Origin of the sequence: Skermanella mucosa, assembly GCF_016765655.2 — a bacterium.
Lineage (GTDB): Bacteria > Pseudomonadota > Alphaproteobacteria > Azospirillales > Azospirillaceae > Skermanella > Skermanella mucosa.
In genome coordinates this window covers 4,933,964-4,957,346 of sequence record NZ_CP086106.1, presented here as the reverse complement: position 1 = coordinate 4,957,346, position 23,383 = coordinate 4,933,964, and the positions used below count along the sequence as shown (strand labels likewise).

The following is a 23,383-nucleotide window of genomic DNA, read 5'->3' as shown; positions in this document are numbered from 1 at the left end:
AACGACTCCACCAAGTTTACGCTCAAGCGGCGATATTGACTGAACGGAAAGTAAGGGACACCCGCCGGATGCGCGGCGTTTTCACGCCGTCGATTACGTCGGACATTCTTGCGGGGATCGCATGAAGCCAGTCGTAGCGCGCTGGCCCCATCAGCGTCAGCAGACTGCAATTCGGCAGCGTCAATTCCCTCCCCGCGCCGTTGGCGGAGCACTGGAATTTCATGACGGTCGAACCGCCAAGGCTGAGGATGGCGATGGTCTCGCCGAAACACGGAACGCAGTCGATATGCGCTGAAATACCCTGGCCCGGCAGGTACTCGTTGATGATGACCTGATCAGGCGGTTTGGAGAACGCGCCTCCGTCGACAAGGCGCCCGGCGAGCATGGCCAACCAACCCGGCAACGGCCCCAGGTGGTCCGCGAGCGAAACCGAGCGGGCGCGATAGTCATAGCGATAGCCGAAGTGCTGCACCCGGCGTTTAAGGTCGTTTCGCCAATTGCCAGCGTCAACCAAACCCAGCAATTGATCTTCATCCGACTTGCCGATCCAGTCGTCGATCAGGGTGAGCCCCGGAACCGGCACCTCTTCCACGAAGGGGAGTGGTCCGCAAACATCGGGCCTCATGGCTGGAAAACCCATGTTTCAAACGATCGATGTTCCTTCAAGGCGCTGCCTTCGTCATTGTTGTTGGCACGCGTATGGCTTTGACCAACTGCGGCGATAAATCCCTCGTTGATTTGATTGCCGGGACATTACCGCATCGTAAACTAACCTGTAACAGTGTTGCGCATTGCTGCGCTTTGAGGATGGCGAGATCTCGATACGCGGATGACCCAACGAGATGGTCGATTTCGCGCTGAGGATGTATCGGGCGGCATGACATACCTTGCCATGGGCGCACTCATGCTCAGAAGAGTCGCCCATCCATGATTTTTCAAACGAGCACTCACGCCTTTGCCGAATCGATGATTCCCGCACTTCCCTTATATCGCCATGAGAAAACTTCTCGGGCGGAAAGGGTATAACTTGTTGTTCACCCGAGATCCAAGCGCTGCACCTGTTTACGATTGATTGTGGTGACCTATACCTCTAACTATTGGATAAATTTATCCTTCCTTTGGGGTATAGATGGCCACGCGCTCGGAACGTCCGATCACCTCCCCCGATCACGACCGCCTCGAACGTGGCCCGTTCATCGGCCGCCTTTGCGATGCGCTCATCGATTCCACCGGTCATGCTCGCGGCGTAGTAGTCGGCATCACCGGCCCTTGGGGCAGCGGCAAGTCTTCCCTGCTCAACTTGATGCAGGCGGAGATCGAGCTTCGTTATCCAGCCGCCGTGGTCGTGCGGTTCGACCCTTGGTTGGTTTCCAAGCGCGACGACTTGATCACCCAATTCTTCGAGGAGATGCTGGCACGCATAAAGGAAGTGGGAACGAATAACCCGCAGGTCGGCAAAGTGGCCACTCAACTTGCTGGTCGCTTGGCAAAGTATGCTGCCGATTTGGCTCCTGCTTCCGCACTTCTCGGCCTGCCCATCCCAGGGCTACGAGAGGCACTGAAATCCCTCGGCCAAACCTTTGATCGCACGGAAAGCTTGTCCAGTCAACGGAGTGACCTTATCACCTCTCTTGCTGGTGTCGAGGTGCCAATCGTCGTGCTGATTGACGAACTCGATCGCGTCGAAGATGTCGAGGTTCGCGCCGTCGCGCAGTTGGTGCGCGCCGTCGCAGACTTTCCCGGCCTGTCGTATTTGCTCGCATACGACCGCGAGCGTGTCATTCATGCGCTCGGTGGTGGTGAGCGTGGCAATGCGTACCTGGAGAAAATCGTTCAGTTGCAGGTCCCGTTGCCCGTCTCGCTCGATGTAGAGATGCGGGAACTCATGCTGACGGAATTGGCTGCACTTTCGGGTGAAGGAGGACTGCCTCGGGACTGGTCCAAAGACGCGCGTTTCGCCATGCTGATGGATGTCGCGCTTGGCAATATCATCGAGACGCCGCGAGATGTGAGACGGATGGTCGGCTCTTACACAGTGCTGGCGCCAATGGTGCAGGGCGAGGTTGAGTGGGTGGACCTTCTCGGCTACTGCATTCTACTCACTAAAGCACCCCAGTTCGTCGATCAACTGCGACGTCGGCCCGATGAAGTGGTGGTTGACCCACTCGCAACACGGGCCATGAACATCTACCTCCAAAACCGTGACGTCAGTCGGGAAGAGAAACTAAAATCGTTTGGTGTTATGCCCACAGATGTTATTGTTCCAATCCTCAAGTTCCTTTTCCCACACTTCACCGGTGAAAATATAATACACGGCGAGGTTCCCGAAGATACTATTCGCTATCGCCGTCCATTGGTAACCGTCTTGCGTCTCGGCCTACTTCCCGGAGGGGTGTCCCGTAAGGATGTCCAGGCATTCCTGACCCTTGATGAAGTGGCAATGACGGCCGATCTCCGGCAACGAATCGCGGATGATCGCCTGCCTTCCTTGGTGGATCGCTTGCACGAACTCTACCATGGGATGGAAGATCCGGACCCATGCCGAACTTGGCGCAGTATTGGCTCCTTCCTTGAACCCATTGAACCACGATGGCTGACCCGGTTTGATGGAATTCCCGAGATGTCTCGAGCCTTTAAGGATGTCTTACTTCGACATATAAAGGGCAATTCAACCAAGCTGGCGCAGCATATTCCAGCTGTTCTTGAGGAGCTGATCGCTCGCCGTCACTACGCCTTCGCCACTTCCATCCTTCGCCATCATTTCTTCGGGTATGGCCTGTATGGCAAGAGCAAAGGGGAAAATCATCTGTGCATCCTGTCCCCAGAGGCCGTTAGTGCTTACGCCGGGCGCCTCGCTGATGCAGCATACAAAGATCATGCGCGCGGTGATCTGCTTGCTCGGCTGCCCACTGTTGAGCCGTTGTTCCTTATGAAGGAGGTCGGCCGGTGGAACGCCGAATGTCGGGATTGGCTAGCTGACGCGCTCCGCACGGATGATGACGCCCTGGTCAGCTTCGCGATCCTGAGTTGCGGAGGAAATTACCTAATGGGCCACGCCGACTTTGAGTTTTTCGCAGGTACGGAAGACTTGTTCCGTCGTTTTGATAAGGTGCTAGTAGCTAAGGGTGAGCAGCTTGATCCCTCGGCGCGAGAGGCACTAAAGAAAGCCCTTGATCATTACTAGGGCCGATAAGATGACGCACTCGCCTGCACCGATATTGAACCGCACCGAGTCTGACGGAGACAGCTTGCGTTGAGTCATTCTGAAATGACAATGCCTTCTGGTGCAAGGTAACGCGCTTCGGCTTCGGTCAGCGGATTCCCGCGCAGCCCGTCATGCACGAGCCGAGGTGGAAATCGGGATGAATGGCTCAGTGCCCGAACCCTCCCCGGGCCATCGCGAGGTGGTGCGCCTGGTGGTGGCTGCCCTGGGCCATGATGCCGATGAAGCCGAGTCCCCGGATCCGGGCGGCCTGTCCGGGGTCGGCGGCAGTCGCGGTCAGGACCATGCCGGTTTCCGACGGTTCCGCCAGGACTGTCCAGCCGTCCATGCCGTCGATCTCCCGGGCGTGGGCGGGGACCATGCGGCGGATCGCTTCCAGGGTGCGGCCCTCGCCGGAAACCTCATAGCGCGCTCCGCCTTCCACCGGCGTCGCTGCGGCCGTCGCGTTCAAAGTGACCTCGTTCATGTCGACGAGGTGCCGGCGCAAGGCTTCGACGTCCACCCTGGACCAGTCGGTGGCCGGATCGGCGTCGAGGATCCGGACGATCTCCTGGATCGCGCCGAAGGCGTCCTGCCCTGGCATCGCCGGAGCCGCGCCGGCCGGCGGAGCTGCCATGGAGCCATGGTGACCCGCATGATGGCTGCCATGGTCCATCGGCGGCGCGGTCTGGGCCGCCGCTCCACCGGCGGCGACGGCGTAAGCAAGGACCATCGCGGCGGCTCTGGCGGCGGTGCGGATCGGCATGACGTCCTCCCGGGAGTTTCCGTCCCACAATAGCGTGACGTCGTCCGGCCGCCTATGTTCCTGATCGTGCCGGACGCTTCCCCGGCGCTCCGGACCACCCCCCGCAAGCCTGGGTACGACCGACATGAAGCTTTTCCTGGATCTCGACGGCGTGCTGGCCGATTTCGACCGCGGGGTCGAGGCCGTGACCGGCAGGCGCCCCGACCAGCTGCCGCTGAAGCGCATGTGGCAGGCGCTCGCCACGGCGCCCGACTTCTACGGAACCCTGGAGATGATGCACGACGCCCAGGTGCTGTGGGAGTTCTGCAAGCCCCACGGGCCGACGATCCTGACCGGCCTGCCCATGGGCGACTGGGCGCCGGAGCAGAAACGCCGCTGGGTCGCGGCCATGCTGGGCGCCGACGTTCCGGTCATCACCTGCATGACGCGCGACAAGGCGCGCTTCGCCGGTCCGGGCCATGTGCTGGTGGACGACCGGGCCGGCACGCGGGCGCCCTGGGAGGCGGCGGGCGGAGTCTTCATCCTTCACACCGCCGCCGCCAGCTCGATCGCCGACCTGAAGCGGCTGGGTTTCTGAAACGGCCCGGCTCCTGATCCGGCCGGCGCCGCTCACGCGATGAGAGCCGGCGGCTCCGCGCCGTTGGTGACGGCCCACAGCTCGCCCTTCTCCAGGTCGAACCACCAGCCGTGGAGCTGAAGCTCGCCGGCGTCGACGCGGTCGCGCACCCACGGGAAGGTCATCAGGTTGCCCAGCGAGACCTTGATGGCCGCCTGCTCCACCAGCCGGGCGCCGTCCGGCCCGGCCAGGGCCTCGGAGTCGGCGCAGTGGCAGGCCTCCTGCGCGATGGAGACCCAGGGTGCTATGAACTCGCGGTCCGACCGCTCGCCGAGGGCCGAGTTGCGGAGCGCCGCCATGCCGCCGCAGCGGGAGTGGCCCAGGACCACGATATGCGAGACCTTCAGGTCGCGAACGGCGAATTCCAGCGCAGCGCTGGTGCCGTGGTGCCGGTCGTCGGGCTCGTAGGGCGGGACGAGGTTGGCGACGTTGCGCACCACGAACAGCTCGCCCGGATGCGCATTGAGCAGCAGGGCCGGATCGACCCGGGAATCCGAGCAGGCAATCATCAGCACCTCGGGCGCCTGTCCGCGGCTGACAAGCTGCTCGAACAACTCGGGGCGGTGCTCGAAGTTCGAGACACGGAACGCCCTGAACCCGGCGACAAGCCGATCGATGGAAGACATGGTGGCTCTCTCCACGAAAGTTCAAGCAGTGATCCCGACGCGCCATGCCCAGCGCCCGCGGTACGGCAGGGCCGAACGCGAAGCAAGCCGCGCGCCAGTTTCGGCGAGCAGGAAATGCCTCGTCTCCTATGTTTCTGGCAAGCTTATTCTCTGCGCGGATCCGCGCTCCGTTGTCGCAAACGCGGGCGCTCCGACCCTGGGTCCCGGTTTCCGGCCCGGTCCATGGTCGGAGCGCCGCTACCGGCCTCAGCCCCGGCCGACGAAGGGCATCTTGGTCGCCATCACGGTCATGAACAGCACGTTGGCCTCCAGCGGCAGGCTGGCCATGTGGACCACGGCGTTCGCGACGTGTCGAGGGTCCATCCGCGGCTCCGGCGCGAACGAGCCGTCGGCTTGCTGCACGCCTTCCTTCATCCGCTCGGTCATGTCGGTCGCGGCGTTGCCGATGTCGATCTGGCCGCAGGCGATGTCGTATTTCCGGCCGTCCAGCGAGGTGGACTTGGTCAGGCCGGTGATCGCGTGCTTGGTCGCGGTATAGGGCGCCGAGTTGGGCCGGGGCGTCGTGGCCGAGATAGAGCCGTTGTTGATGATCCGGCCGCCGCGGGGCTCCTGGTCCTTCATCAGCCGGAAGGCGCCCTGGGTGCACAGGAATGCGCCGGTCAGGTTGGCGTCCACCACGTTCTTCCACTGGTCGAAGGTCAGTTCCTCCAGCGGGATCGCCGGGGCGCCGCTGCCGGCATTGTTGAACAGCAGGTCGAGCCGGCCGAACTCCTCCTTCGTCTTCGCGAAAAGCGCCTCGACCGAGGCCGGGTCGCCGATGTCGGTCGGCACCACCAGCGTGCGCCCGCCGGACCCGGCGCCTTGGGCCGCGGTCTCCTCCAGCGGTTCCCGGCGGCGGCCGGCCAGGACGACGGAGTACCCCGCTTCCAGCAGCGCAAGGGCCACGGCCCTGCCGACTCCCGTCCCGGCGCCAGTGATCAGCGCGACCTTTTCCGTGGAAGCCATGTTCTTTTCCCCCCTCATGTTTCGGGCTTCGTAATGCCCCTTCATCAAGCATGCCACGGCGGGGATGGCAACCTTGACAGCAGCGGCAGCCGGAGCTAGGGAGTCCCCGAAACCGGATCCGGGCCCCTCTGGTAGGTGGGTCGCCACCTATGATGTCGGATCCCTTCCTCTGCTCTTGCGCCGACGGGCGTGACCGCATCTGGAGGGGCCGATGGAAACATCACCCTTGATTTGGATAGGCTTCAACGCCTTTATCCTCGTACTGCTTGCGCTCGACCTCGGCGTCTTCAACCGCCGACCCCATCAGATCACCGTCCGCGAGGCGCTGATCGCCAGTGCCTGCTACATCTCCCTCGCCTTCGCCTTCAACGGCGGCATCTACTGGTTCATGGGGGTGGACAAGGGGCTGGAGTTCACCACCGGCTACCTGATCGAATGGAGCCTGTCGGTCGACAATATCTTCGTCATGGCGATGATCTTCGGCCACTTCGCCGTGCCGCCCCAATACCAGCACCGCGTGCTCTTCTGGGGCATCCTGGGCGCGCTGGTCATGCGCGCGGCCCTGATCTTCGCCGGCACCGCGCTGATCCATCAGTTCCACTGGACGATCTACCTGTTCGGCGCGTTCCTGCTGTTCACCGGCTTCAAGATGCTGTTCTCGTCGGACGAGGAGCAGAACCTCGACGACAACCGCATCCTCCGCTTCGTCCGCGCCCGCGTCCGCATGACCGACAATTACGAGGGCACCGCCTTCGTCGTGCGGCGCAACGGGCTGCTGCTGGCGACGCCGATGCTGCTCGTGCTGGTGATGATCGAGGCGACCGACCTGATGTTCGCGCTCGACAGCGTCCCGGCGATCTTCGCGGTGACCGACGATCCGTTCATCGTCTACACCTCCAACGTCTTCGCGATCCTCGGCCTTCGCTCGCTCTACTTCGCGCTGGCCGGCATCATCCACCGCTTCAGCTATCTGAAATACGGGCTGTCGCTGGTGCTGGTGTTCATCGGGACCAAGATGATGCTGATCGACGTCTGGAAGGTCCCCACCGCGCTGGCGCTCGGCGTCACCGCGACCCTGATCGGCGGCTCCGTCATCCTGTCCCTGATCAAGACGCGGAACGCGCCGGTCCCGGAGGAACTCGCCAAGGTCGAGAACGACGTCGAGGAATACCGGGAACAGGCCGAAGCGGCGCGCCAGTCCTGACGGCATCGCCGATTACTCCCCACTTGACGGGTTGTGTCGGGAGAGGGCATGGGCCTATGGTCGAATTCACCCGGACCTTGCATGTGCCCATGACCCTCTCGACCCCGCCCCGCCCCGATCCTCGCCGGGACCCCATGGCCGTCACCGGGCCGGACGCCTGATGAGGGATGCGGCGGGGGAGGAGCAGCCGCGTTTCCTGTCGGGAGGCGGCGACATGGGCGCGCGGATGCGGGCCCACGACTGGGCGGCCTCGCCCCTGGGGGCGCCGCGGGACTGGCCGGCGGCGCTGAGCACGGCCGTCGGCATCATGCTGAACTCCCGCCATCCGATGTATGTGGCGTGGGGGCCGGATCTCCGCTTCTTTCATAACGACAGCTACATCCCGTTGCTCGGCGCCAAGCATCCCGCCGTGCCGGGCGAGCCCTTGTCGCGCCTGTGGGCGGAAATCTGGGACGACCTGCGACCGCTGACCGAGCGCGCCCTGGCGGGAGAAGCGATCTGGTTCGAGGATTTCCACCTCTCCACCACCCGCAACGGCGTCCTGGAGGACGCCTGGTTCACCTTCTCCTTCTCGCCGCTGCGCGACGAGTCGGGCGAGGTCGCGGGTTTCCTGTGCGCGTGCATGGAGACGACGCACGAGGTCATGGCGAAACGGCGCCTGTCCCTCCAGCTCGACCTCGCCGAACGGCTGCGCACGCTCGATACCTCCGGCGACATCGCGACCGTGGTGGCGGAGATGCTCGGCCGGCACTTCAAGGCGCCGCGCGCGGGCTATGCGGAAATCGACCACGACGGGCTGGGCTTCACGGTGGAGAGCGACTGGACAGACGGCCGGATGCCGAGCCTGGCCGGACGCTCCTTCCCGCTCGGCATCCTGGGGGAGGAGGTGGTCGATCATCTCCGGGCCGGGCGGACGCTTCGGATCGACGACCTCGCCGCCGACCCGCGGACGGCCGGCACCGCCGCGTCCGCCGGGATCGGCACGCGGGCGCTGCTGGCCGTCCCGCTGGTCAAGGGCGGCCGTCTCGCCGCCATCCTCTACCTGCACGAGCCGGTTCCCCGATCCTGGACCGAGGCCGACGCCGAACTGGCGGTCGGCGTGGTCGAGCGGACCTGGGAAGCCATCGGGCGGGCGCGGGCGGTCGGCGCGCTGAACCGCCAGAGGGCGGAGGAGGGCGAGCGCCTGCGCCGGCTGTTCGAGCAGGCGCCCAGCTTCATGGCCGTGCTGCGCGAGCCGGGGCACGTCTACGAGCTGGCGAACGCCTCCTACCGCCGCCTGGTCGGCGATCGCGAGATCATCGGCAAGCCGGTCCGCCAGGCCGTTCCGGAACTGGAGGAGCATGGCATCGTTCGGCTGCTCGACCGGGTCTACGTTGGCGGCGAACCCTATGTCGGGCGGGCCGTCCGCGTGCTGTTCCTGCGGAACCCCGACGACCGGAGGACGAATGCCCGTCGGGAGGAGCGTTTCGTCGACTTCGTCCTGCAGCCGATCATCCGGGCCGACGGCACGGTCACGGGCATCTTCGTCGACGGCAACGACGTCACGGACCTGGTCCGCGCCCGCGAGCGCGCCGCCTGCCTGGTCGAGCTGGGCGATCGTCTGCGCGACCTCAACGATACCGCCGCCATCGCCCAGGCGGCGGCGGAAATCCTGGGCAAGGCGCTTGGGGTCTCCCGGGCCGGATACGGCAGGGTCGACGCGAGCGGGCTGAAGGTCCGGATCGAGCGGGACTGGACCGACGGGCGCGTCGCGAGCATCGCCGGCACCCACGATTTCCGGCACTACGGCAGTTTCGTCGACAACCTGCACCGGGGCGAGCTGCTGGTCATGCCGGACATCGCGACCGATCCCCGGACCAGCGGCCATGCCGAGGCCTTGCGCGCGATCGACGTGGCGGCGCTGGTCAACGTGCCGGTGATGGAGGACGGGCGGTTTTCCGCGGTGCTCTATATCCACGACGTCGCGCCGCGCGCCTGGACGGACGAGGAACTGGCCCTGATCCGCGACGTCGCCGACCGCACCTGGTCGGCTGCCGAGCGCGCCCGGTCTGAGGCGTCGTTGCGCCTGCTGAACCGCACCCTCGAACAGCAGGTCGCCGAGCGGACCCGCGACCGCGACCGCATGTGGCGCCTTTCGACCGACATCATGCTGGTCGCGGGCTTCGACGGGCAGATCGTCGCGGTCAACCCGGCCTGGACGACCCTGCTGGGCTGGACCGAGGCCGAACTGCTGAGCCTGTCGTTCCTCGACCTGGTCCACCCCGACGATCGCGCCCAGACCGAGGGGGAGGCCGGCCGCCTGGCCAAGGGGCTGGTGACGCTGCGGTTCGAGAACCGCTACCGGCACAAGGACGGCTCCTATCGCCTGATCTCGTGGACGGCGGTGCCGGACGAAGCCCGTATCCACGCGGTCGGCCGCGACATGACGGCCGAGCGCGACGCCTTGGACGCGCTCCGCTCCGCCGAGGAGGCGCTCCGCCAATCCCAGAAGATGGAAGCCGTGGGCCAGCTCACCGGCGGCGTCGCGCACGACTTCAACAACCTGCTCCAGGTGATCCTCGGCAACCTGGACATGCTGCGGGACAAGCTATCGGACCGCGCGGACCTGCTGCGCCACGTCCGCTTCGCGATGCAGGCCGGCGAGAGGGGGGCGACGCTGACCCAGCGGCTGCTGGCCTTCGCCCGGCGCCAGCCCCTGGCGCCCGTCAGCCTGAACCTCAACGCGCTGGTCGGCGACATGCAGGAGCTGGTCCAGCGCTCGGTCGGCGAGGCGGTCCAGGTCGAGGCGGTGATGGCCGGAGGGCTCTGGCGTACCTGGGCCGACGCCAACCAGGTGGAGAACGCCCTGCTGAACCTGGCGATCAATGCCCGCGACGCCATGCCGGACGGCGGCCGGCTGGTCATCGAGACGGCGAACGCCAACCTGGACGGCAGCTATATCGCGACGGAGTTCGGGCTTGAGCCCGGGGAATATGTCTGCCTGTCGGTGACCGATACCGGTACCGGCATGCCGCGCGACGTGGCGGCCCGGGCCTTCGAGCCGTTCTTCACCACCAAGGCGATCGGGCAGGGCACCGGGCTGGGGCTCAGCCAGCTCTACGGCTTCGCCCGCCAGTCCGGCGGCCACGCCGCGATCTATTCCGAGGAGGGCAGGGGCACCACGGTCAAGCTCTACCTGCCGCGCCACCGCGGCGCCGCACGGATCGAGCCGGCGCCCGCGCCCGTCCCGCCGGAACCGAAGCGCGCCAGGGACGGCGAGACGATCCTCGTCCTGGAGGACGAGGGCCTCGTGCGCATGCTGCTGGTCCAGTCGCTGGAACGGCAGGGCTACCGCGTGATCGAGGCGTACGAGCCCCAGGCGGCCCTGGCCGTCCTGGAGACGGACGGGAAGATCGACCTGCTGGCGACCGATGTCGGGCTTCCCGGCATGAACGGCCGCCAGGTGGCCGAGATCGCCCGCCGGCGCCGGCCGGACCTGCCGGTCCTGTTCCTGACCGGTTACGCCCACGATGCCGCCCTGGACGAAAGCATCCTCGGCCCGCGCACCCAGGTCCTGGGCAAGCCCTTCAACGCCCGCACCCTGCTGGCGAAGATCCGGACGATGCTGGAAGGCGCGGGCTGACGCCCGGTGGCGTGGCCTCCGAAGGCCCGGCTACGCCCGGCGGCGGCGCGGCTTGCGGTTCGACACGAAGTCGATCCAGGCGGCGTACATTTCCTTCGCGTTGCGCGGCCCGACCTCGCCCTTGAGCTGGTCGTAGGCGGCCTGGGCCGCCGCCGCGTCGGGGAAGGCTCCCTGGTCGACTCCCCAGGCGACGGCCTCGGTCGGGCTGTAGAAGGTCAGCACGTTGTCGGCTCCCTGGGTGGTCCCCTGGGCGACTCCCTGGGCAACCGGCTGGGCCGCCGCTTTGGCAGCCCTGGGGGCCTCCTCCAGGATCGGGCCGGCGGCGGTCTCCGAGCCTGCGGGCTTGGGAGACGTGGGCTTCGCGCCGCCGCCGCGTCCGTAGATCGCGGCCTCGATCCGTTCCGGCACGCCCTTCCAGAAGCCTTCCTCGTCCCAGATCACCATGCCGGCCGGACCTTCGCGCGACCATTCCACCAGGACGCCGCGCCGGTCCTTTTCCCGGACGATGCGGAGCGACGCGTTCAGCGAGCGGAACAGCCGTTCCCGCTCGGTCTCCGGCAGGGTCTCGCGGATCTGGGCGACGCCGTTCAATTGGGCGTCCTCCAGGTGCCAGATCCACAGGACGTGGGAGCCGTGGGCGGTGACGGAGTCCTGGAGCAGGCGCATCCGCTCCGCCTTGTCGACCCAGGCCTGGTTCTTGTTCCTGTTGCGGTCGGCCGCGTTGTCCAGCATCGCGCGGGCGATGGAGGTGCCGATCAGCGAGGTGACGCTGTCGATCGCGATGGTCCGGATGCCGGAACCCGGCATGTTCTTGTCGAGGATGTCCTGGATGCGCTCAACCGAGCGGTGGTCCGCGGGCTCCTCGCTCAATTCGTAAAGTTCGCTCCCCTTCAGCTCATGCCGGCGGCCGTCCGCATCGATCATGAGCGTCGGCTGGTGCATGGCCATGATGAAGGTCGACTTGCCGTCACCGTAATAGCCTTTGAGCGCCCAGCGCCGCGGGGGAAGCGTATCCTTGTCAACTCGCTTGAAAGCCATGGCAAAGTCTCTGAAGCTTGTCCCGATAGCCCTGCTTTCGGCTGTCGCGCCAGGAAAGCGAGGCGTGAAAGGCGGGACCTTACCATAATGTTCGTGATTTGTTCACAACATTCTTGTGCCCGAGTCGGAAAAACGACTCGGGCGGGGCAATGGGCGGGATAGGGGCATTCCCGCTTTGCGATGGGCGGCGCACAGGGCCGAGGCTCCGTGCGCCGCCGTTTCCGTTCGTCAGCGGCCGGTTCCCTTGTCGTCCGCCTGGTCGGATTTAATCCGCTCCTTGGCGGCGGCGCTCGCCTTGATCTCACTTTCCTTGACGTTCTGGCCCGGCTCCCGCAGGACCGGCTTGGCGCTTCCGCTTCCCGTGCCGGACCCCTGCGACGCCTGGACCTGGGTGCGGTCGGTCTTTTCCGGAATCACCGTCTTCTCGTTCTCGTCGGCAGCCATGGTGCTCTCCCCTTGCGGATGGTGGCGATCGTCGATCGTGGGCCCTCAACAGGTCCCGCAAGCGGGGCGTTCCGGCACTTCAGGTCCGTTCGCCATCCTTCAGGACTCCGTCCTCCAGTCCGATCCGGCGACGCAGGAGAGCCGGGTTTCCAGACATCCGGGGGTCGGTCGAGATTCGACCGCCCGGAACGCACCCTTCTTATCCGCCGCCCTGCAGTTGCGTATGTCATCCCGTGACATGCCGCAGCAGGCGAGGGAGACCATGTCGACCTTCTTTCCCGGCGCGCTGTTCGCCCGCCATCTGGAGAGGCACCCGGAATGGGCGTCCGACCTGATCGGCGCCGTCTATGACGACGGGGCCGACGAGGATGGCTTCCCCATCCGCGGTGCCGAGGACGGCGCCCTGGTCGTGGAGACTCCGGCCGGTCCGCGGAGGATCGTCTTTCGCGCGCTCGCCATCGGCGGGATCGACTGCTGCACTCCGCCGTCGCTGGCGCTGGCGAACCGGCTGCGACATGCTGAACGGCTCCTTGCCGACGCCAACTGGTTCGGCGCCTATGCCCGTTTCGCCGGTCTGCGCGAGGGGGACCCCGTCGATGCCGAACATCGGGACAGGGTGGTCGCCAGGATGAAGGCCCGCCTGGACGCCACGATGCCCAAGGCGTCTGAAGCCCTTGCCGACCGCGCGCCGGGATTCCTGCTCGATCTGTGCAGCACTCTTTTCTCCATCGACCAGGGCAGGCCCTTCGGGACGGAGGCCGCGCTGAAGCTCGCCAGGGCGCTCCAAGACAGTGCCTGCAAGCCGGTGGCGGCGAAGCTCTACCTGGCCGTCTATCGCGCGGAGGGGAACAAGTGGGTGCTCGCGGAAGCCGCGTCCACCCTGCGCGCCATACCCCTGTACCAGGACCTCGACCGCCTGGAGGCCGAGATCGAACCGCCCGCCGCGGAGAGGGACCGCCCGGCCGCGGCCGCCGTGCTGACCTCGATCGCAGCGGGCCACCGGGAGCGGGGCCGTCTGGTCGACGCCTTGCGGGTGATCCGCAAAGCCCGGACCTACGGGACGTCCGACCATCTTCTGAACGTCCTGAGGGCGATCGAGGCGGACATCGCAAAGGGTTGACGGCCGGCAGGCCGGCATCCGCCCGCCGTCATGACAAAATGCCGTCGGCGATTGCACGTTGCTTCCGCGCGGTCTATCTTGATTGGAACTGCCAACAAAAAGAACAAATCATTACATGGGATTGCGGGTTCCGCTCCGAAAATAACCGAGGGGGCGGCCGGGACAGGAGGAAGCACGTGGTTCAACTTACGATCAACGGCACGTCGCACGACATCGAGGTCGAGCCCGATACGCCGCTTCTCTGGGTGATCCGGGAGCAGGTCGGCCTGACCGGCACCAAGTTCGGCTGCGGCATCGCGCAGTGCGGCGCCTGCACGGTACATCTGGACGGCATCGCCGTCCGCTCCTGCGTGACGCCGGTCAGCGCCGTCGGCGCCGACCAGCGGATCGTCACCATCGAGGGGCTGTCGCCCGACAACGACCATCCGCTCCAGAAAGCCTGGGCGGAGCTGGACGTGCCGCAATGCGGCTACTGCCAGTCCGGCCAGATCATGGCCGCCGCGGCCCTGCTGGAATCCAACCCGAACCCCAGCGACGACGACATCAACGCCGAGATGACGAACATCTGCCGCTGCGGGACCTACAACCGCATCCGCGCGGCCATCAAGCTTGCCGCCGGCAGCGGCGACGTCGGGCGCGGCTGAAGCCGCGCGTCGGGCCATTCTTCGGGGAGAAAAAGATGACGATCGCGCTCAAGACGTCGCGCCGGAGCTTCCTGGCCGGCTCCGCCGCCGCGGCCGGCGGATTCATGCTGGGCTTCCACATCCCGTTCGGGGCGGAGGCGGCGACGCCCGCCGCCGGCGGAGGGGCGGCGACGCCCGAACTCAATGCCTGGGTGGTGGTACGGCCGGACGAGACCGTGGTGGTCCGGATCGCCCGCGTCGAGATGGGGCAGGGCACGCTGACCGGCTTGGCCCAGCTCGTCGCGGAGGAACTGGACTGCGACTGGTCCCGGGTCACCACCGAATATCCGACGCCCGGCCAGAACGTCGCGCGAAACCGCGTCTGGGGTAATTTCCAGACGGCGGGCAGCCGCGGCATCCGCGATTCCCACGACTATGTCCGCAAGGGTGGTGCCGCCGCCCGCATGATGCTGGTCCAGGCCGCCGCGGAGGAGTGGAAGGTCCCGGCTTCCGAATGCACGGTGGACAAGGGCGTGATCAGCCACGCCGCGTCCGGCAGGACCACGACCTACGGCAAGGTGGCGGCCGCCGCCGCCCGGCTCGATCCGCCCGCCGACGTGCCGCTCAAGGACCCGAAGGATTGGAAGATCGCGGGCAAGCCGCTCAAGCGTCTCGACACGGCCGAGAAGCTGAACGGCGCCCAGGTCTACTCGATCGACGTCAAGCTGCCCGGCATGCTGAACGCCGCGGTCCGCGAATGTCCCGTGTTCGGCGGCAAGGTCAGGAGCTTCGACGCCGCCGCGGTCGAGGGGATGCCCGGCGTCAAGCGGGTGGTCGCCGTGGGCGACACCGGCGTGGCGGTCGTCGCCGACACCTGGTGGCGCGCCAAGACCGCCCTGGAGGCCCTGCCGGTCGAGTGGGACGAGGGGCCGAACGCCGGCCTGTCCAGCGAGGCGATCGCCGCGACGCTGCGCGAAGGGCTCGAAGCCTCCGAAGCCTTCGTCGGCAACCAGGCCGGCGACATCAAGGCGGCGCTCGCCAAGCCCGGCAACAAGGTGGTCGAGGCGGTCTACAGCTATCCCTACCAGCACCACGTCACCATGGAACCGATGAACGCGACCGCGCTGTTCACGGCCGACAAGTGCGAGGTCTGGACCGCGACCCAGAACGCGGAGGCGGCGCTCGCCACCGCCTCCACCGCCGCCGGGCTGCCGATCCCGCAATGCGAGGTCTACCGGCTCCACCTCGGCGGCGGCTTCGGCAGGCGCTCGTCCAGCCACGACTTCGTCCGCCAGGCGGTGCTGATCGCGAAGCAGATGCCCGGCACGCCGGTCAAGCTGATCTGGTCGCGCGAGGAGGACATGCTCCACGGCCGCTACCATCCGGTCACCCAGTGCAAGCTGACCGGCGCGCTGGACGCCGACGGCAACCTGGACGGACTGCACATGCGGATCTCCGGCCAGTCGATCCTGGCGGCGATCAACCCGCAGGCGCTCCAGGGCGGGCGCGACCCGGCCACGTTCCAGGGGCTGAACCCGGGCGGCACGGAAGGGGTGCTGGGCTACACCATCCCGAACCTGCTGGTCGACCACGCCATGCGCAACCCGCCGGTGCCCCCGGGGTTCTGGCGCGGCGTGAACAACAATCAGAACGCGATATACCTGGAATGCTTCGTGGACGAGCTGGCCCACGCCGCCGGCGCCGATCCGCTGGAGTTCCGCCGCAAGCTGCTGGTCAACCATCCCAAGCACCTGGCCGTGCTGAACGCGGTCGCGGAAAAGGCCGGCTGGGGCACGCCGGCATCGGAGGGCGTGTATCGCGGCCTGTCCCAGCACATGGGCTACGGCAGCTACGTGGCGGCCTGCGCCGAGGTGTCGGTCAGCGACGACGGGACCCTGAAGATCCACCGGATCGTCGCGGCCACCGACAGCGGCCACGCGGTCAACCCGCAGCAGATCGAGGCGCAGGTCGAGGGTTCCTTCGTCTACGGCCTCTCCGCCCTGCTATACGGCGAGATCACGCTGAAGGACGGCCGGGTCCAGCAGGAGAATTTCGACACCTACCAGATGCTGCGCATGGAGGAGATGCCGCAGGTCGAGACCATCGTCATGCCGTCGGGCGGCTTCTGGGGCGGCGTCGGCGAGCCGACCATCTTCGTGGCGGCCCCCGCCGTGCTCAACGCGATCTTCGCGGCGACCGGCAAGCGCATCCGCTCGGTGCCCCTGGCGAACGCGGACCTGCGCAAGGCATGATCCGCCTCGCCCTGGTGTCCGGCGCGCTGTCCCTGGCCGCTGCCGCCAGCCTGGCGGCGGAACCGCCCGGAGCCTTGTCGTGCTCCGGGTGCCATGCCTTGCGCGGGGAGGCATCGCGCGATGAGGCATCGGCAGGCATCCCGCCGATCCTGTCGAAATCGGCCGACGAGATCGCGGCGGCGATGCTGGCATACAGGGCGGGGGAGGGCAGCCCCACGGTGATGGACCGGATATCCAAGGGCTTCACCGAAGAGGAGATCCGGGCGATAGCCGCCTGGATCGCCTCCCGCGGCTGACGGGGGCGCCATGGACCCGCTCCATCCCAGCCGCCGGGCGGTGCTGGCGTCCCTGCTCGCCGGGGCGTCGGCGACGCTCGTGCGGCCGGTGCGCGCCCAGGCACCGCCGCGCGTCGTCGTGATCGGGGGCGGCTTCGGCGGCGGCACCTGCGCCCGCTTCCTCAAGCGGCTCGGCCTCGACGTGACGCTGGTCGAACCCGAACCGACCTTCATCGCCTGTCCGCTGAGCAACCCGGTGGTGGCGGGACTGCGCCCCCTGGAGCGGCAGCGGTTCGGCTATGACGGCATCCGGCGCGCCGGGGTCTCGGTCGTCCACCAGCGGGCCGTCGGCGTCGATCCCCAGGCCCGCCGCGTCACGCTGGACGATGGCACGACCCTTGACTACGACCGCCTCGTCATGGCGCCCGGCATCGACATCCGGTACGGCGCCTTGCCCGGCTACGACGAGAAGGCGGCCCAAGTGATGCCGCACGCCTGGAAAGCGGGCGAGCAGACGGTCCTGCTGGCGCGCCGCCTGGAGGCCCTGGAGGACGGCGGCGTGGTCGTCATGTCGGTCCCCGCCAATCCCTACCGTTGCCCGCCGGGGCCGTACGAGCGCGCCAGCCTGATCGCGCATTACCTGAAGACCCGCAAGCCGCGCTCCAAGCTGATCGTGCTCGACGCCAAGGACGGATTCTCCAAGCAGCGCCTGTTCCAGGACGCCTGGGCCAGGCTCTATCCGGGGCTGCTTGAACTGGTGCCGCTGTCCGGCGGCGGGCAGGTCACCGCGGTGGAGCCCGACGGAATGACCTTCGTCACCGACTTCGACCGGGTGAAGGCCGATGTCGCCAACGTCATCCCGCCGCAGAAGGCGGCCGCGATCGCGGAAGCCGCCGGGGTGGCGGACCGCTCCGGCTGGTGCCCGATCGATCCCGTCACGTTCGAATCCCGGCTCCAGCCCGGCATCCACGTGATCGGCGACGCCGCCATCGCCGGCGCCATGCCGAAGTCGGCCTTTTCCGCCAACGCCCAGGCCAAGGTCTGCGCCGGCGCGGTCGCCGCCCTGCTGCGCGGCGAGCAACCGGCCGCGCCCAAGCTGATCAACACCTGCTACAGCCTGGTGGCGCCCGACTACGGCATCTCGGTCGCCGGCGTCTATGCGCCGTCCTCCGGCACGCTGGCCGAGGTGGAGGGCGCCGGCGGCACCAGCCCGCTCGACGCTCCCGCCGAAGCCCGGGTAAAGGAGGCGGCCTATGCCCATTCCTGGTTCGACATCGTGACGGCGGAAGTGTTCGGATGATGTGGGCGATCACCCTCGCCCTGGCGCTGGCACCCGCCTATACGGTCGTCGGCGATTCCATCCCGGAGCCCCTGGCCGGGGCCGTCGGCGACCCGGCCCGCGGGCGGGAAATCGTGACAAGCCGCCAGACCGGCCTGTGCCTGCTGTGCCATTCCGGTCCGTTCCCGGAGGAGCGGTTCCAGGGCGACTTGGCGCCGTCGCTGGCCGGCGTCGGCGCCCGCCTGACCGAAGGCCAGATCCGTCTGCGGATCGTGGACCCGCGCAGCCTTGATCCGAACACCATCATGCCCTCCTATTACAGGACCGACGGGCTCGACCGCGTGGCGGAGGCCTGGCGCGGCAAGCCGATCCTGTCGGCCGGGCAGATCGAGGACGTGGTGGCGTTCCTGGCGACACTGAAGGATTGAGGAGACCCTGACCATGGCGAATGGCGATCCGACGGGGACCACGCGGCGGGATGTCCTGCGCGCCGGCGCCGCGCTCGGCGTGCTCCTGCTGGTGCGGCCGGCCGGGGCCACGCCGGCCGCCATGGCGGACGCGATAAAGGACTTCACGAAGGGCGCGCCGGTCACCCCGGGCAAGGTCGAGCTTGCCCTGCCGGCGCTGGTCGAGAACGGCAACTCCGTCCCCCTGGGCGTCAACGTCGCCCACTGGATGCAGCCCGGCGACTTCGTCCGGACCATCGCCGTGTTCAACGAGAAGAACCCCCAGCCCAACGTCGCGACCTTCCACCTGACCCCCCGATCCGGCCGGGCGAGCGTTTCCACCCGCATCCGCCTCGGCGATTCCCAGAAGATCGTCGCCATCGCCCAGCTCAGCGACGGCACTTTCTGGTCCGACGAGGCCGAGGTGATCGTGACCCTTCCCGCCTGCGCGGAGAGCTGAGCCATGGCCCGCACCCTGATCAACGTCCCACCCACCGCCAAGCGCGGCGAGGTCTTGGAGATCAAGGCCCTGATCTCCCACCCCATGGAGACCGGCTTCCGCCCCGGCTCCGACGGCGCCCTGATCCCGCGCGACATCATCCACCGCTTCGCCTGCACCTATAACGGGGAGGAGGTGTTCAGCGCCGACCTGTTCCCCGCGATCACCGCCAATCCCTTCCTCACCTTCACGACGGTGGCCCATGAAAGCGGCGAGATCGCGCTGAGCTGGACCGACGACCAAGGCAGGACCCAGACGGAAACCGTCAAGATCACGGTGGAATGACCGCGGGGAGGTATTTCGCGGCCGCCCTGGCGCTTGCCCTGTTGGGCGGCGCGGCCCTCGGCGGCGACGACCGGCTTTCCGGCTTCGATTTCCTGGGACCGCAGACCCGGGCGATGCAGCAGGACGACATGTCCAATCCCGGAATGCTCTCGGTCCTGGACGGCGAGGCGCTGTGGAACCGCGCCGCCGGCGCGCCGGGCCGCTCCTGCGCCGATTGCCACGGCGACGCCGCCGCGTCCATGCGCGGCGTCGCCGCCCGGTACCCGGCCTACGACGAGCAGAGCGGGCGTCCCGTAACGCTGGAGGGGCGCATCCTCCAGTGCCGCGAAACCCGCCAGCAGGCGGAACCGTTCGACTGGGAAAGCCCCGACCTCCTGGCCCTCTCGGCCTATGTCGCCCACCAGTCCCGGGGCCTGCCGGTCGAGACCGGTGCCGATCCCCGGCTCGCCCCCTTCGTCGAGAGCGGGCGCGACCTGTTCACCGGCCCCAAGGGACAGCTCGATTTCTCCTGCGCCGACTGCCACGAGGACAACTGGGGCCGGCATCTCGGCGGCGCGGTGATCCCCCAGGCGCACCCGACCGGCTACCCGATCTACCGCCTGGAATGGCAGTCCATGGGATCGCTCCAGCGGCGCCTGCGCAACTGCATGACCGGCGTCCGCGCCGAACCCTACGCCTACGGCTCGCCTGAGCACGCGGAGCTGGAACTGTTCCTGATGGCACGGGCGCGCGGGCTGCCGATGGAGACGCCCGGCGTGCGGCCATGAGGCGGGTGTTTCCCGGTCGGAATACAGAAGAGCCTTCTGCGCTATGCCCAGCGAGCGACCTCGCCTACTGCGTCTGCAAACTCCCTGGGTGCTTCTTGAGGCAGATTGTGGCCGATGCCGCCCTCGACCGTCCGGTGCGAATAGCGACCGGAGAATTTGCCCGCGTATGCTGACGGCTCGGGATGCGGCGCACCGTTGGCATCGCCCTCCAGGGTGATGGTCGGGACCGTGATGATCGGAGCCGCCGCAAGCCGCTGCTCGATCGCTTCGAGCATCGGCTCGCCCGCAGCGAGGCCGAGCCTCCAGCGGTAATTGTTGATGACGATCGCTACATGGTCAGAGTTGGTGAGGGCTTCGGCGGAGCGGTTGAACGTGGCGTCGTCAAAAGCCCAAGTCGGCGAGGCGGTCTGCCAGATGAGCTTCGCGAACGCGTTCCGGTTCGCCTCGTAACCGAGCCGGCCACGTTCTGTCGCGAAGTAGAACTGATACCACCAGGCGAGTTCCGCCCTGGGCGGCAAGGGCATGCTGTTGGCGTGCTGACTGCCGATCAGATAGCCGCTCACCGAGACGAGAGCCTTGCAGCGCTCCGGCCAGAGCGCCGCGATGACGCACGCTGTCCGAGCGCCCCAGTCACAACCGGCGATCACCGCCTCTCGTATGCCAAGCGCATCCATCAAGGCGATCGTGTCGGCGCCGAAGACGGATTGCTGACCGTTGCGGGGCGTGTCATTCGAGACGAAGCGGGTCGTGCCATAGCCGCGCAGGTAGGGAACGATGACACGGTGGCCGGCAGCGGTAAGTAGAGGAGCGACCTCCACGTAGGTGTGGATGTCGTAGGGCCAGCCGTGCAGCAGGATGACCGGCGGGCCGCTCGACGGGCCGGCCTCGGCATAGCCGATGTCGAGAACGCCCGCCCGGATCTGCTTGAGCGCGCCAAAGCCGGGCGGCGGCATGCGACTGAGGTCGTTCTGCGGCGCATCCTGAGCCCCCGCCGGAACGGGCACATTTGCAAAGCCGACAGCGGCAATGCCCATTGCGGCACCGAGCAAGCGTCGTCGGTCGTGATTCAGCGGCGTGGTCATCGGTCCATCTCCGGCAGGGTTCGGGAAAACCGGCTCGCCGGCTGTGCGGCCGGCCAGTCGCAGCGGGGTCTATCAGGCCAGATCGATGGTCACGTCGATGTTGCCCCGCGTGGCCTTGGAGTAGGGACAGGTTTGGTGTGCCCGGTCGACAATCGCCTGAGCCACCTCCCGCTCAAGCCCCGGCAGGCTGACGTTGAGGCGCGCTTGCAGGAGGTAAGCATCCCCCGTCATGCCGAGATCCACCTCCGCATCGATCGCGGCGTCTGTTGGCAGCGCGATTCTCATGCTACGCGCCGCGAGCCCCATCGCGCCCTCGAAACAGGCAGACCATCCAGCCGCGAACAGCTGCTCGGGGTTCGTACCCACACCGGCGATGCCGGGCGTAGAGAGCTTGACCTCAAGCCGCCCGTCCGAACTGCGCGAGGTGCCGTCCCGTCCGCCAGTCGTGTGGGTCTTGGCAGTGTAGACGACCTTTTCAAGCTTGCTCATGATCGTGGTCCTTCTCCTGTTGATCGGCGCGGTGTCGGGCCTGACTATGTTCGTTACGGGAGTGTGGGCGGCTGCGCCGGGAGTCATCGAGAGGGCGAGCGGTGACACCGACCATGATGGCCACCGGTTCCGCGACAGCGTTACGCGCGAGATATTGCTGCTCCTGCTCCTGGGAGTGGACCCGTTGGGGGGAGGCGCGGCGGCATGTCGCTGCCCTTCGGATCCCGGAGGCGGCTACCCGTCACGACGGGGGAAGACAATCCCCCCTGAGATCACGCCGGAGTTCGATTCCGCTGTCGGCCTCAAGGGCCTTGGCGAGGAGCGGATGGGTGATGCCGGCGGTCATCGCTCGACCGCCTTGAACGTATCGGCTTGGTCGGACGGCTGCGATGAGCGAAGGGGTCTGAAGGCCGCCCTGATCTCACCGGCGAAGAGCTCCGGCTGCTCCCAGGCGGCGAAGTGCCCGCCCTTGTCGACCTCGTTCCAGTAGATGAGCTTCTTGAAGCTCTGCTCGCCCCAGCTCCGCGGCGCCCGGTAGATCTCGCCCGGGAAGACCGTGACTGCGACCGGCACCTTGGTGATCTCGATGGCGTTGAACGGCCCGCCTTCACCCTGTGCCGCATCCCAGTAGGACCGGGATGACGAGGTGCCTGTGTTCGTGAGCCAGTAGAGCGTGATGTTGTCGAGGATCTCGTCTCGCGTCAGCACAAGTTCCGGATCACCGCCGCTGTGCGTCCAGGTCGCGATCTTCTCGTACAGGAAGGCGGCAAGCGCGACCGGCGAATCCGCGAGACCGTAGCCGAGCGTCTGCGGCCGGGTGTTCATCATCTCGGCATAACCGAACCCCTTCCTGTAAAAGGTCTCGAGCCCGGCGAACGCCACCTTCTCGGCGTCCGTAAACCCGGCCGGCGCGGACTCGCGGTTGCGGATCAGCCTCAGCACGGCTGGAGGTGTGGTGCCGGGCATGTTGGTATGGATTCCAAGCAGCCCCGGCGGCCCCTGCACCGCCATCACCTGCGAGATGATCGCCCCCCAGTCGCCGCCCTGCGACACGTAGCGCTCGTAGCCCACGCGCTTCATGAGAACATCCCAGGCGCGGCCGACCCGGCCGGGGCCCCACGCCTCCGTCGGTTTTCCGGAGAAGCCGTATCCCGGATAAGTCGGCAGGACGAGGTGGAAGGCGTCTTCCGCCTGTCCGCCGTGAGCGGTGGGATCGGTCAGCGGGCCCACGACCTTCAGCAGCTCGAGCGCGGACCCCGGCCAGCCGTGGGTCATGACCAGCGGCATGGCGTCAGGGTGCTTCGAGCGGACGTGGGTGAACTGGACGTCGACGCCGTCGATCGTGGTGATGAACTGCGGCAAGGCGTTCAGCTTCGCCTCGGCCTTGCGCCAGTCGTAGTCCGTGCCCCAGGTGCGGACGAGGTCTTGCAGCTTCGCCAACTGGACACCTTGCGACTGATCCGGGACGGTTTCCCGGTCCGGCCAACGGGTCGCGGCGATGCGGCGGCGAAGATCGACGAGTGCCGCTTCCGGCACTTTCACACGAAATGGGCGGATGGTTGCGTCTTGCGCGGCGACGCTGACCGAGGCGGGAGCGGCGACAGTCTGAGCAAAGCCGGCGCCGGTCTGCAGGGCGAGGCCGAATGCCGCGACGGAGACCGTGGTCGTCAGCAGCAGTTGGCGGCGAGAGACGAGCGAGAGGGCAGGCATGATCGTTCTCCTCGATGAAGCGGGATACGGTGG

General features: G+C 67.1%; 22 protein-coding genes. 13 read left to right on the top strand and 9 right to left on the bottom strand.

The annotated features are described in order from the left end of the window. Positions 1 to 22: 22 nt before the first annotated feature. A complete protein-coding gene (locus tag JL100_RS23010; protein ID WP_202681990.1) occupies positions 23 to 592 on the bottom strand; it encodes an alpha-ketoglutarate-dependent dioxygenase AlkB in 570 nt (189 codons plus the stop codon). 537 nt (positions 593 to 1,129) lie between these two features. Between JL100_RS23010 and JL100_RS23005 the strand changes: the two genes are divergently transcribed. After that, positions 1,130 to 3,184, top strand: a complete 2,055-nt coding sequence (locus JL100_RS23005) for a KAP family P-loop NTPase fold protein (protein ID WP_202681991.1) — start codon at positions 1,130 to 1,132, stop codon at positions 3,182 to 3,184. Positions 3,185 to 3,371: 187 nt separating this feature from the next. Here the strand turns inward: JL100_RS23005 and JL100_RS23000 are convergent, their stop codons facing one another. Beyond that, on the bottom strand, positions 3,372 to 4,094 hold the full coding sequence (locus JL100_RS23000) for a hypothetical protein (protein ID WP_202681992.1): 723 nt from the start codon (positions 4,092 to 4,094) through the stop codon (positions 3,372 to 3,374). Here JL100_RS23000 and JL100_RS22995 point away from each other — a divergent pair. After that, positions 4,093 to 4,545, top strand: a complete 453-nt coding sequence (locus JL100_RS22995) for an HAD family hydrolase (protein WP_202681993.1) — start codon at positions 4,093 to 4,095, stop codon at positions 4,543 to 4,545. The two genes, JL100_RS23000 and JL100_RS22995, sit on opposite strands and share 2 nt — an antisense overlap. Positions 4,546 to 4,577: 32 nt before the next feature. Here the strand turns inward: JL100_RS22995 and JL100_RS22990 are convergent, their stop codons facing one another. Both JL100_RS22990 and JL100_RS22985 read right to left on the bottom strand, forming a co-directional pair. Beyond that, positions 4,578 to 5,210 carry a carbonic anhydrase gene (locus JL100_RS22990; RefSeq protein WP_202681994.1) on the bottom strand — a complete coding sequence of 211 codons (633 nt, stop codon included), beginning with the start codon at positions 5,208 to 5,210 and terminating at the stop codon, positions 4,578 to 4,580. A gap of 246 nt (positions 5,211 to 5,456) precedes the next feature. Then, positions 5,457 to 6,215, bottom strand: coding sequence for an SDR family oxidoreductase (locus tag JL100_RS22985; RefSeq protein ID WP_202681995.1), 759 nt, complete (start codon positions 6,213 to 6,215; stop codon positions 5,457 to 5,459). Between the two features lie 226 nt (positions 6,216 to 6,441). Between JL100_RS22985 and JL100_RS22980 the strand changes: the two genes are divergently transcribed. Continuing rightward, positions 6,442 to 7,419: a TerC family protein gene (locus JL100_RS22980; protein ID WP_323378293.1), complete on the top strand. Its 978-nt coding sequence runs from the start codon at positions 6,442 to 6,444 to the stop codon at positions 7,417 to 7,419. 160 nt (positions 7,420 to 7,579) lie between these two features. Then, positions 7,580 to 11,041 (top strand): GAF domain-containing protein, encoded by a 3,462-nt coding sequence (locus tag JL100_RS22975; RefSeq protein WP_202681997.1) that lies wholly within the window; start codon positions 7,580 to 7,582, stop codon positions 11,039 to 11,041. Positions 11,042 to 11,071: 30 nt separating this feature from the next. Here JL100_RS22975 and JL100_RS22970 read toward each other — a convergent pair whose 3' ends face one another. Together JL100_RS22970 and JL100_RS22965 are read right to left on the bottom strand one after the other, a co-directional pair. Beyond that, entirely contained in the window at positions 11,072 to 12,079 is a 1,008-nt protein-coding gene (locus tag JL100_RS22970; RefSeq protein WP_202681998.1) for an AAA family ATPase, read from the bottom strand. Positions 12,080 to 12,307: 228 nt separating this feature from the next. Beyond that, positions 12,308 to 12,523, bottom strand: a complete 216-nt coding sequence (locus JL100_RS22965) for a hypothetical protein (protein WP_202681999.1) — start codon at positions 12,521 to 12,523, stop codon at positions 12,308 to 12,310. A 262-nt stretch (positions 12,524 to 12,785) separates the two neighbouring features. On the opposite strand from JL100_RS22965, the gene JL100_RS22960 reads away from it, so the two are divergent. From JL100_RS22960 to soxA, 9 genes are all read left to right on the top strand, one after another. Next, on the top strand, positions 12,786 to 13,643 hold the full coding sequence (locus JL100_RS22960) for a hypothetical protein (RefSeq protein ID WP_202682000.1): 858 nt from the start codon (positions 12,786 to 12,788) through the stop codon (positions 13,641 to 13,643). A gap of 176 nt (positions 13,644 to 13,819) precedes the next feature. After that, the gene (locus tag JL100_RS22955) at positions 13,820 to 14,287 is read left to right on the top strand and encodes a (2Fe-2S)-binding protein (RefSeq protein ID WP_202682001.1); all 468 of its coding nucleotides are present in this window, start codon (positions 13,820 to 13,822) and stop codon (positions 14,285 to 14,287) included. Positions 14,288 to 14,322: 35 nt separating this feature from the next. Beyond that, positions 14,323 to 16,518 carry a xanthine dehydrogenase family protein molybdopterin-binding subunit gene (locus tag JL100_RS22950; protein WP_202682002.1) on the top strand — a complete coding sequence of 732 codons (2,196 nt, stop codon included), beginning with the start codon at positions 14,323 to 14,325 and terminating at the stop codon, positions 16,516 to 16,518. After that, the gene (locus JL100_RS22945) at positions 16,515 to 16,814 is read left to right on the top strand and encodes a c-type cytochrome (protein ID WP_202682003.1); all 300 of its coding nucleotides are present in this window, start codon (positions 16,515 to 16,517) and stop codon (positions 16,812 to 16,814) included. The genes JL100_RS22950 and JL100_RS22945 overlap by 4 nt, the downstream gene beginning before the upstream one ends. Before the next feature lie 10 nt (positions 16,815 to 16,824). Then, complete coding sequence (locus JL100_RS22940; RefSeq protein ID WP_211113102.1) at positions 16,825 to 18,093, top strand: NAD(P)/FAD-dependent oxidoreductase; 1,269 nt, start codon at positions 16,825 to 16,827, stop codon at positions 18,091 to 18,093. Further along, a complete protein-coding gene (gene soxX / locus JL100_RS22935) occupies positions 18,090 to 18,500 on the top strand; it encodes a sulfur oxidation c-type cytochrome SoxX (RefSeq protein ID WP_202682004.1) in 411 nt (136 codons plus the stop codon). The genes JL100_RS22940 and soxX overlap by 4 nt, the downstream gene beginning before the upstream one ends. Before the next feature lie 13 nt (positions 18,501 to 18,513). Next, a complete protein-coding gene (locus JL100_RS22930) occupies positions 18,514 to 18,978 on the top strand; it encodes a SoxY-related AACIE arm protein (protein WP_202682005.1) in 465 nt (154 codons plus the stop codon). A gap of 3 nt (positions 18,979 to 18,981) precedes the next feature. Then, a complete protein-coding gene (gene soxZ, locus JL100_RS22925; RefSeq protein ID WP_202682006.1) occupies positions 18,982 to 19,302 on the top strand; it encodes a thiosulfate oxidation carrier complex protein SoxZ in 321 nt (106 codons plus the stop codon). Continuing rightward, positions 19,299 to 20,069 (top strand): sulfur oxidation c-type cytochrome SoxA, encoded by a 771-nt coding sequence (soxA, locus tag JL100_RS22920; RefSeq protein ID WP_228420853.1) that lies wholly within the window; start codon positions 19,299 to 19,301, stop codon positions 20,067 to 20,069. Before soxZ ends, soxA begins: the two co-directional genes overlap by 4 nt. A 41-nt stretch (positions 20,070 to 20,110) precedes the next feature. On the opposite strand, the gene JL100_RS22915 is transcribed toward soxA, so the two are convergent. The 3 genes from JL100_RS22915 to JL100_RS22905 all read right to left on the bottom strand — a co-directional run bounded on the left by JL100_RS22915 (position 20,111) and on the right by JL100_RS22905 (position 23,350). Further along, positions 20,111 to 21,151: an alpha/beta fold hydrolase gene (locus tag JL100_RS22915; RefSeq protein WP_202682007.1), complete on the bottom strand. Its 1,041-nt coding sequence runs from the start codon at positions 21,149 to 21,151 to the stop codon at positions 20,111 to 20,113. A gap of 72 nt (positions 21,152 to 21,223) precedes the next feature. Further along, on the bottom strand, positions 21,224 to 21,640 hold the full coding sequence (locus tag JL100_RS22910) for an organic hydroperoxide resistance protein (RefSeq protein WP_202682008.1): 417 nt from the start codon (positions 21,638 to 21,640) through the stop codon (positions 21,224 to 21,226). Positions 21,641 to 21,982: 342 nt separating this feature from the next. Next, positions 21,983 to 23,350 carry an epoxide hydrolase family protein gene (locus JL100_RS22905; protein ID WP_202682009.1) on the bottom strand — a complete coding sequence of 456 codons (1,368 nt, stop codon included), beginning with the start codon at positions 23,348 to 23,350 and terminating at the stop codon, positions 21,983 to 21,985. Between the last annotated feature and the right edge of the window lie 33 nt (positions 23,351 to 23,383).

Bases quoted from the DNA above. Each gene is read 5' to 3' on its own strand.
- soxZ (WP_202682006.1), top strand. From the start codon at position 18,982: ATGGCCCGCACCCTGATCAACGTCCCACCCACCGCCAAGCGCGGCGAG.
- JL100_RS22910 (WP_202682008.1), bottom strand. From the start codon at position 21,640: ATGAGCAAGCTTGAAAAGGTCGTCTACACTGCCAAGACCCACACGACT.
- JL100_RS22915 (WP_202682007.1), bottom strand. From the start codon at position 21,151: ATGACCACGCCGCTGAATCACGACCGACGACGCTTGCTCGGTGCCGCA.
- JL100_RS22995 (WP_202681993.1), top strand. From the start codon at position 4,093: ATGAAGCTTTTCCTGGATCTCGACGGCGTGCTGGCCGATTTCGACCGC.
- JL100_RS22965 (WP_202681999.1), bottom strand. From the start codon at position 12,523: ATGGCTGCCGACGAGAACGAGAAGACGGTGATTCCGGAAAAGACCGAC.
- JL100_RS22950 (WP_202682002.1), top strand. From the start codon at position 14,323: ATGACGATCGCGCTCAAGACGTCGCGCCGGAGCTTCCTGGCCGGCTCC.
- soxX (WP_202682004.1), top strand. From the start codon at position 18,090: ATGATGTGGGCGATCACCCTCGCCCTGGCGCTGGCACCCGCCTATACG.
- JL100_RS22985 (WP_202681995.1), bottom strand. From the start codon at position 6,215: ATGGCTTCCACGGAAAAGGTCGCGCTGATCACTGGCGCCGGGACGGGA.
- JL100_RS22940 (WP_211113102.1), top strand. From the start codon at position 16,825: ATGGACCCGCTCCATCCCAGCCGCCGGGCGGTGCTGGCGTCCCTGCTC.
- soxA (WP_228420853.1), top strand. From the start codon at position 19,299: ATGACCGCGGGGAGGTATTTCGCGGCCGCCCTGGCGCTTGCCCTGTTG.
- JL100_RS22975 (WP_202681997.1), top strand. From the start codon at position 7,580: ATGAGGGATGCGGCGGGGGAGGAGCAGCCGCGTTTCCTGTCGGGAGGC.
- JL100_RS22945 (WP_202682003.1), top strand. From the start codon at position 16,515: ATGATCCGCCTCGCCCTGGTGTCCGGCGCGCTGTCCCTGGCCGCTGCC.
- JL100_RS22970 (WP_202681998.1), bottom strand. From the start codon at position 12,079: ATGGCTTTCAAGCGAGTTGACAAGGATACGCTTCCCCCGCGGCGCTGG.
- JL100_RS22960 (WP_202682000.1), top strand. From the start codon at position 12,786: ATGTCGACCTTCTTTCCCGGCGCGCTGTTCGCCCGCCATCTGGAGAGG.
- JL100_RS22930 (WP_202682005.1), top strand. From the start codon at position 18,514: ATGGCGAATGGCGATCCGACGGGGACCACGCGGCGGGATGTCCTGCGC.
- JL100_RS22990 (WP_202681994.1), bottom strand. From the start codon at position 5,210: ATGTCTTCCATCGATCGGCTTGTCGCCGGGTTCAGGGCGTTCCGTGTC.
- JL100_RS22905 (WP_202682009.1), bottom strand. From the start codon at position 23,350: ATGCCTGCCCTCTCGCTCGTCTCTCGCCGCCAACTGCTGCTGACGACC.
- JL100_RS23000 (WP_202681992.1), bottom strand. From the start codon at position 4,094: ATGTCGGTCGTACCCAGGCTTGCGGGGGGTGGTCCGGAGCGCCGGGGA.
- JL100_RS23005 (WP_202681991.1), top strand. From the start codon at position 1,130: ATGGCCACGCGCTCGGAACGTCCGATCACCTCCCCCGATCACGACCGC.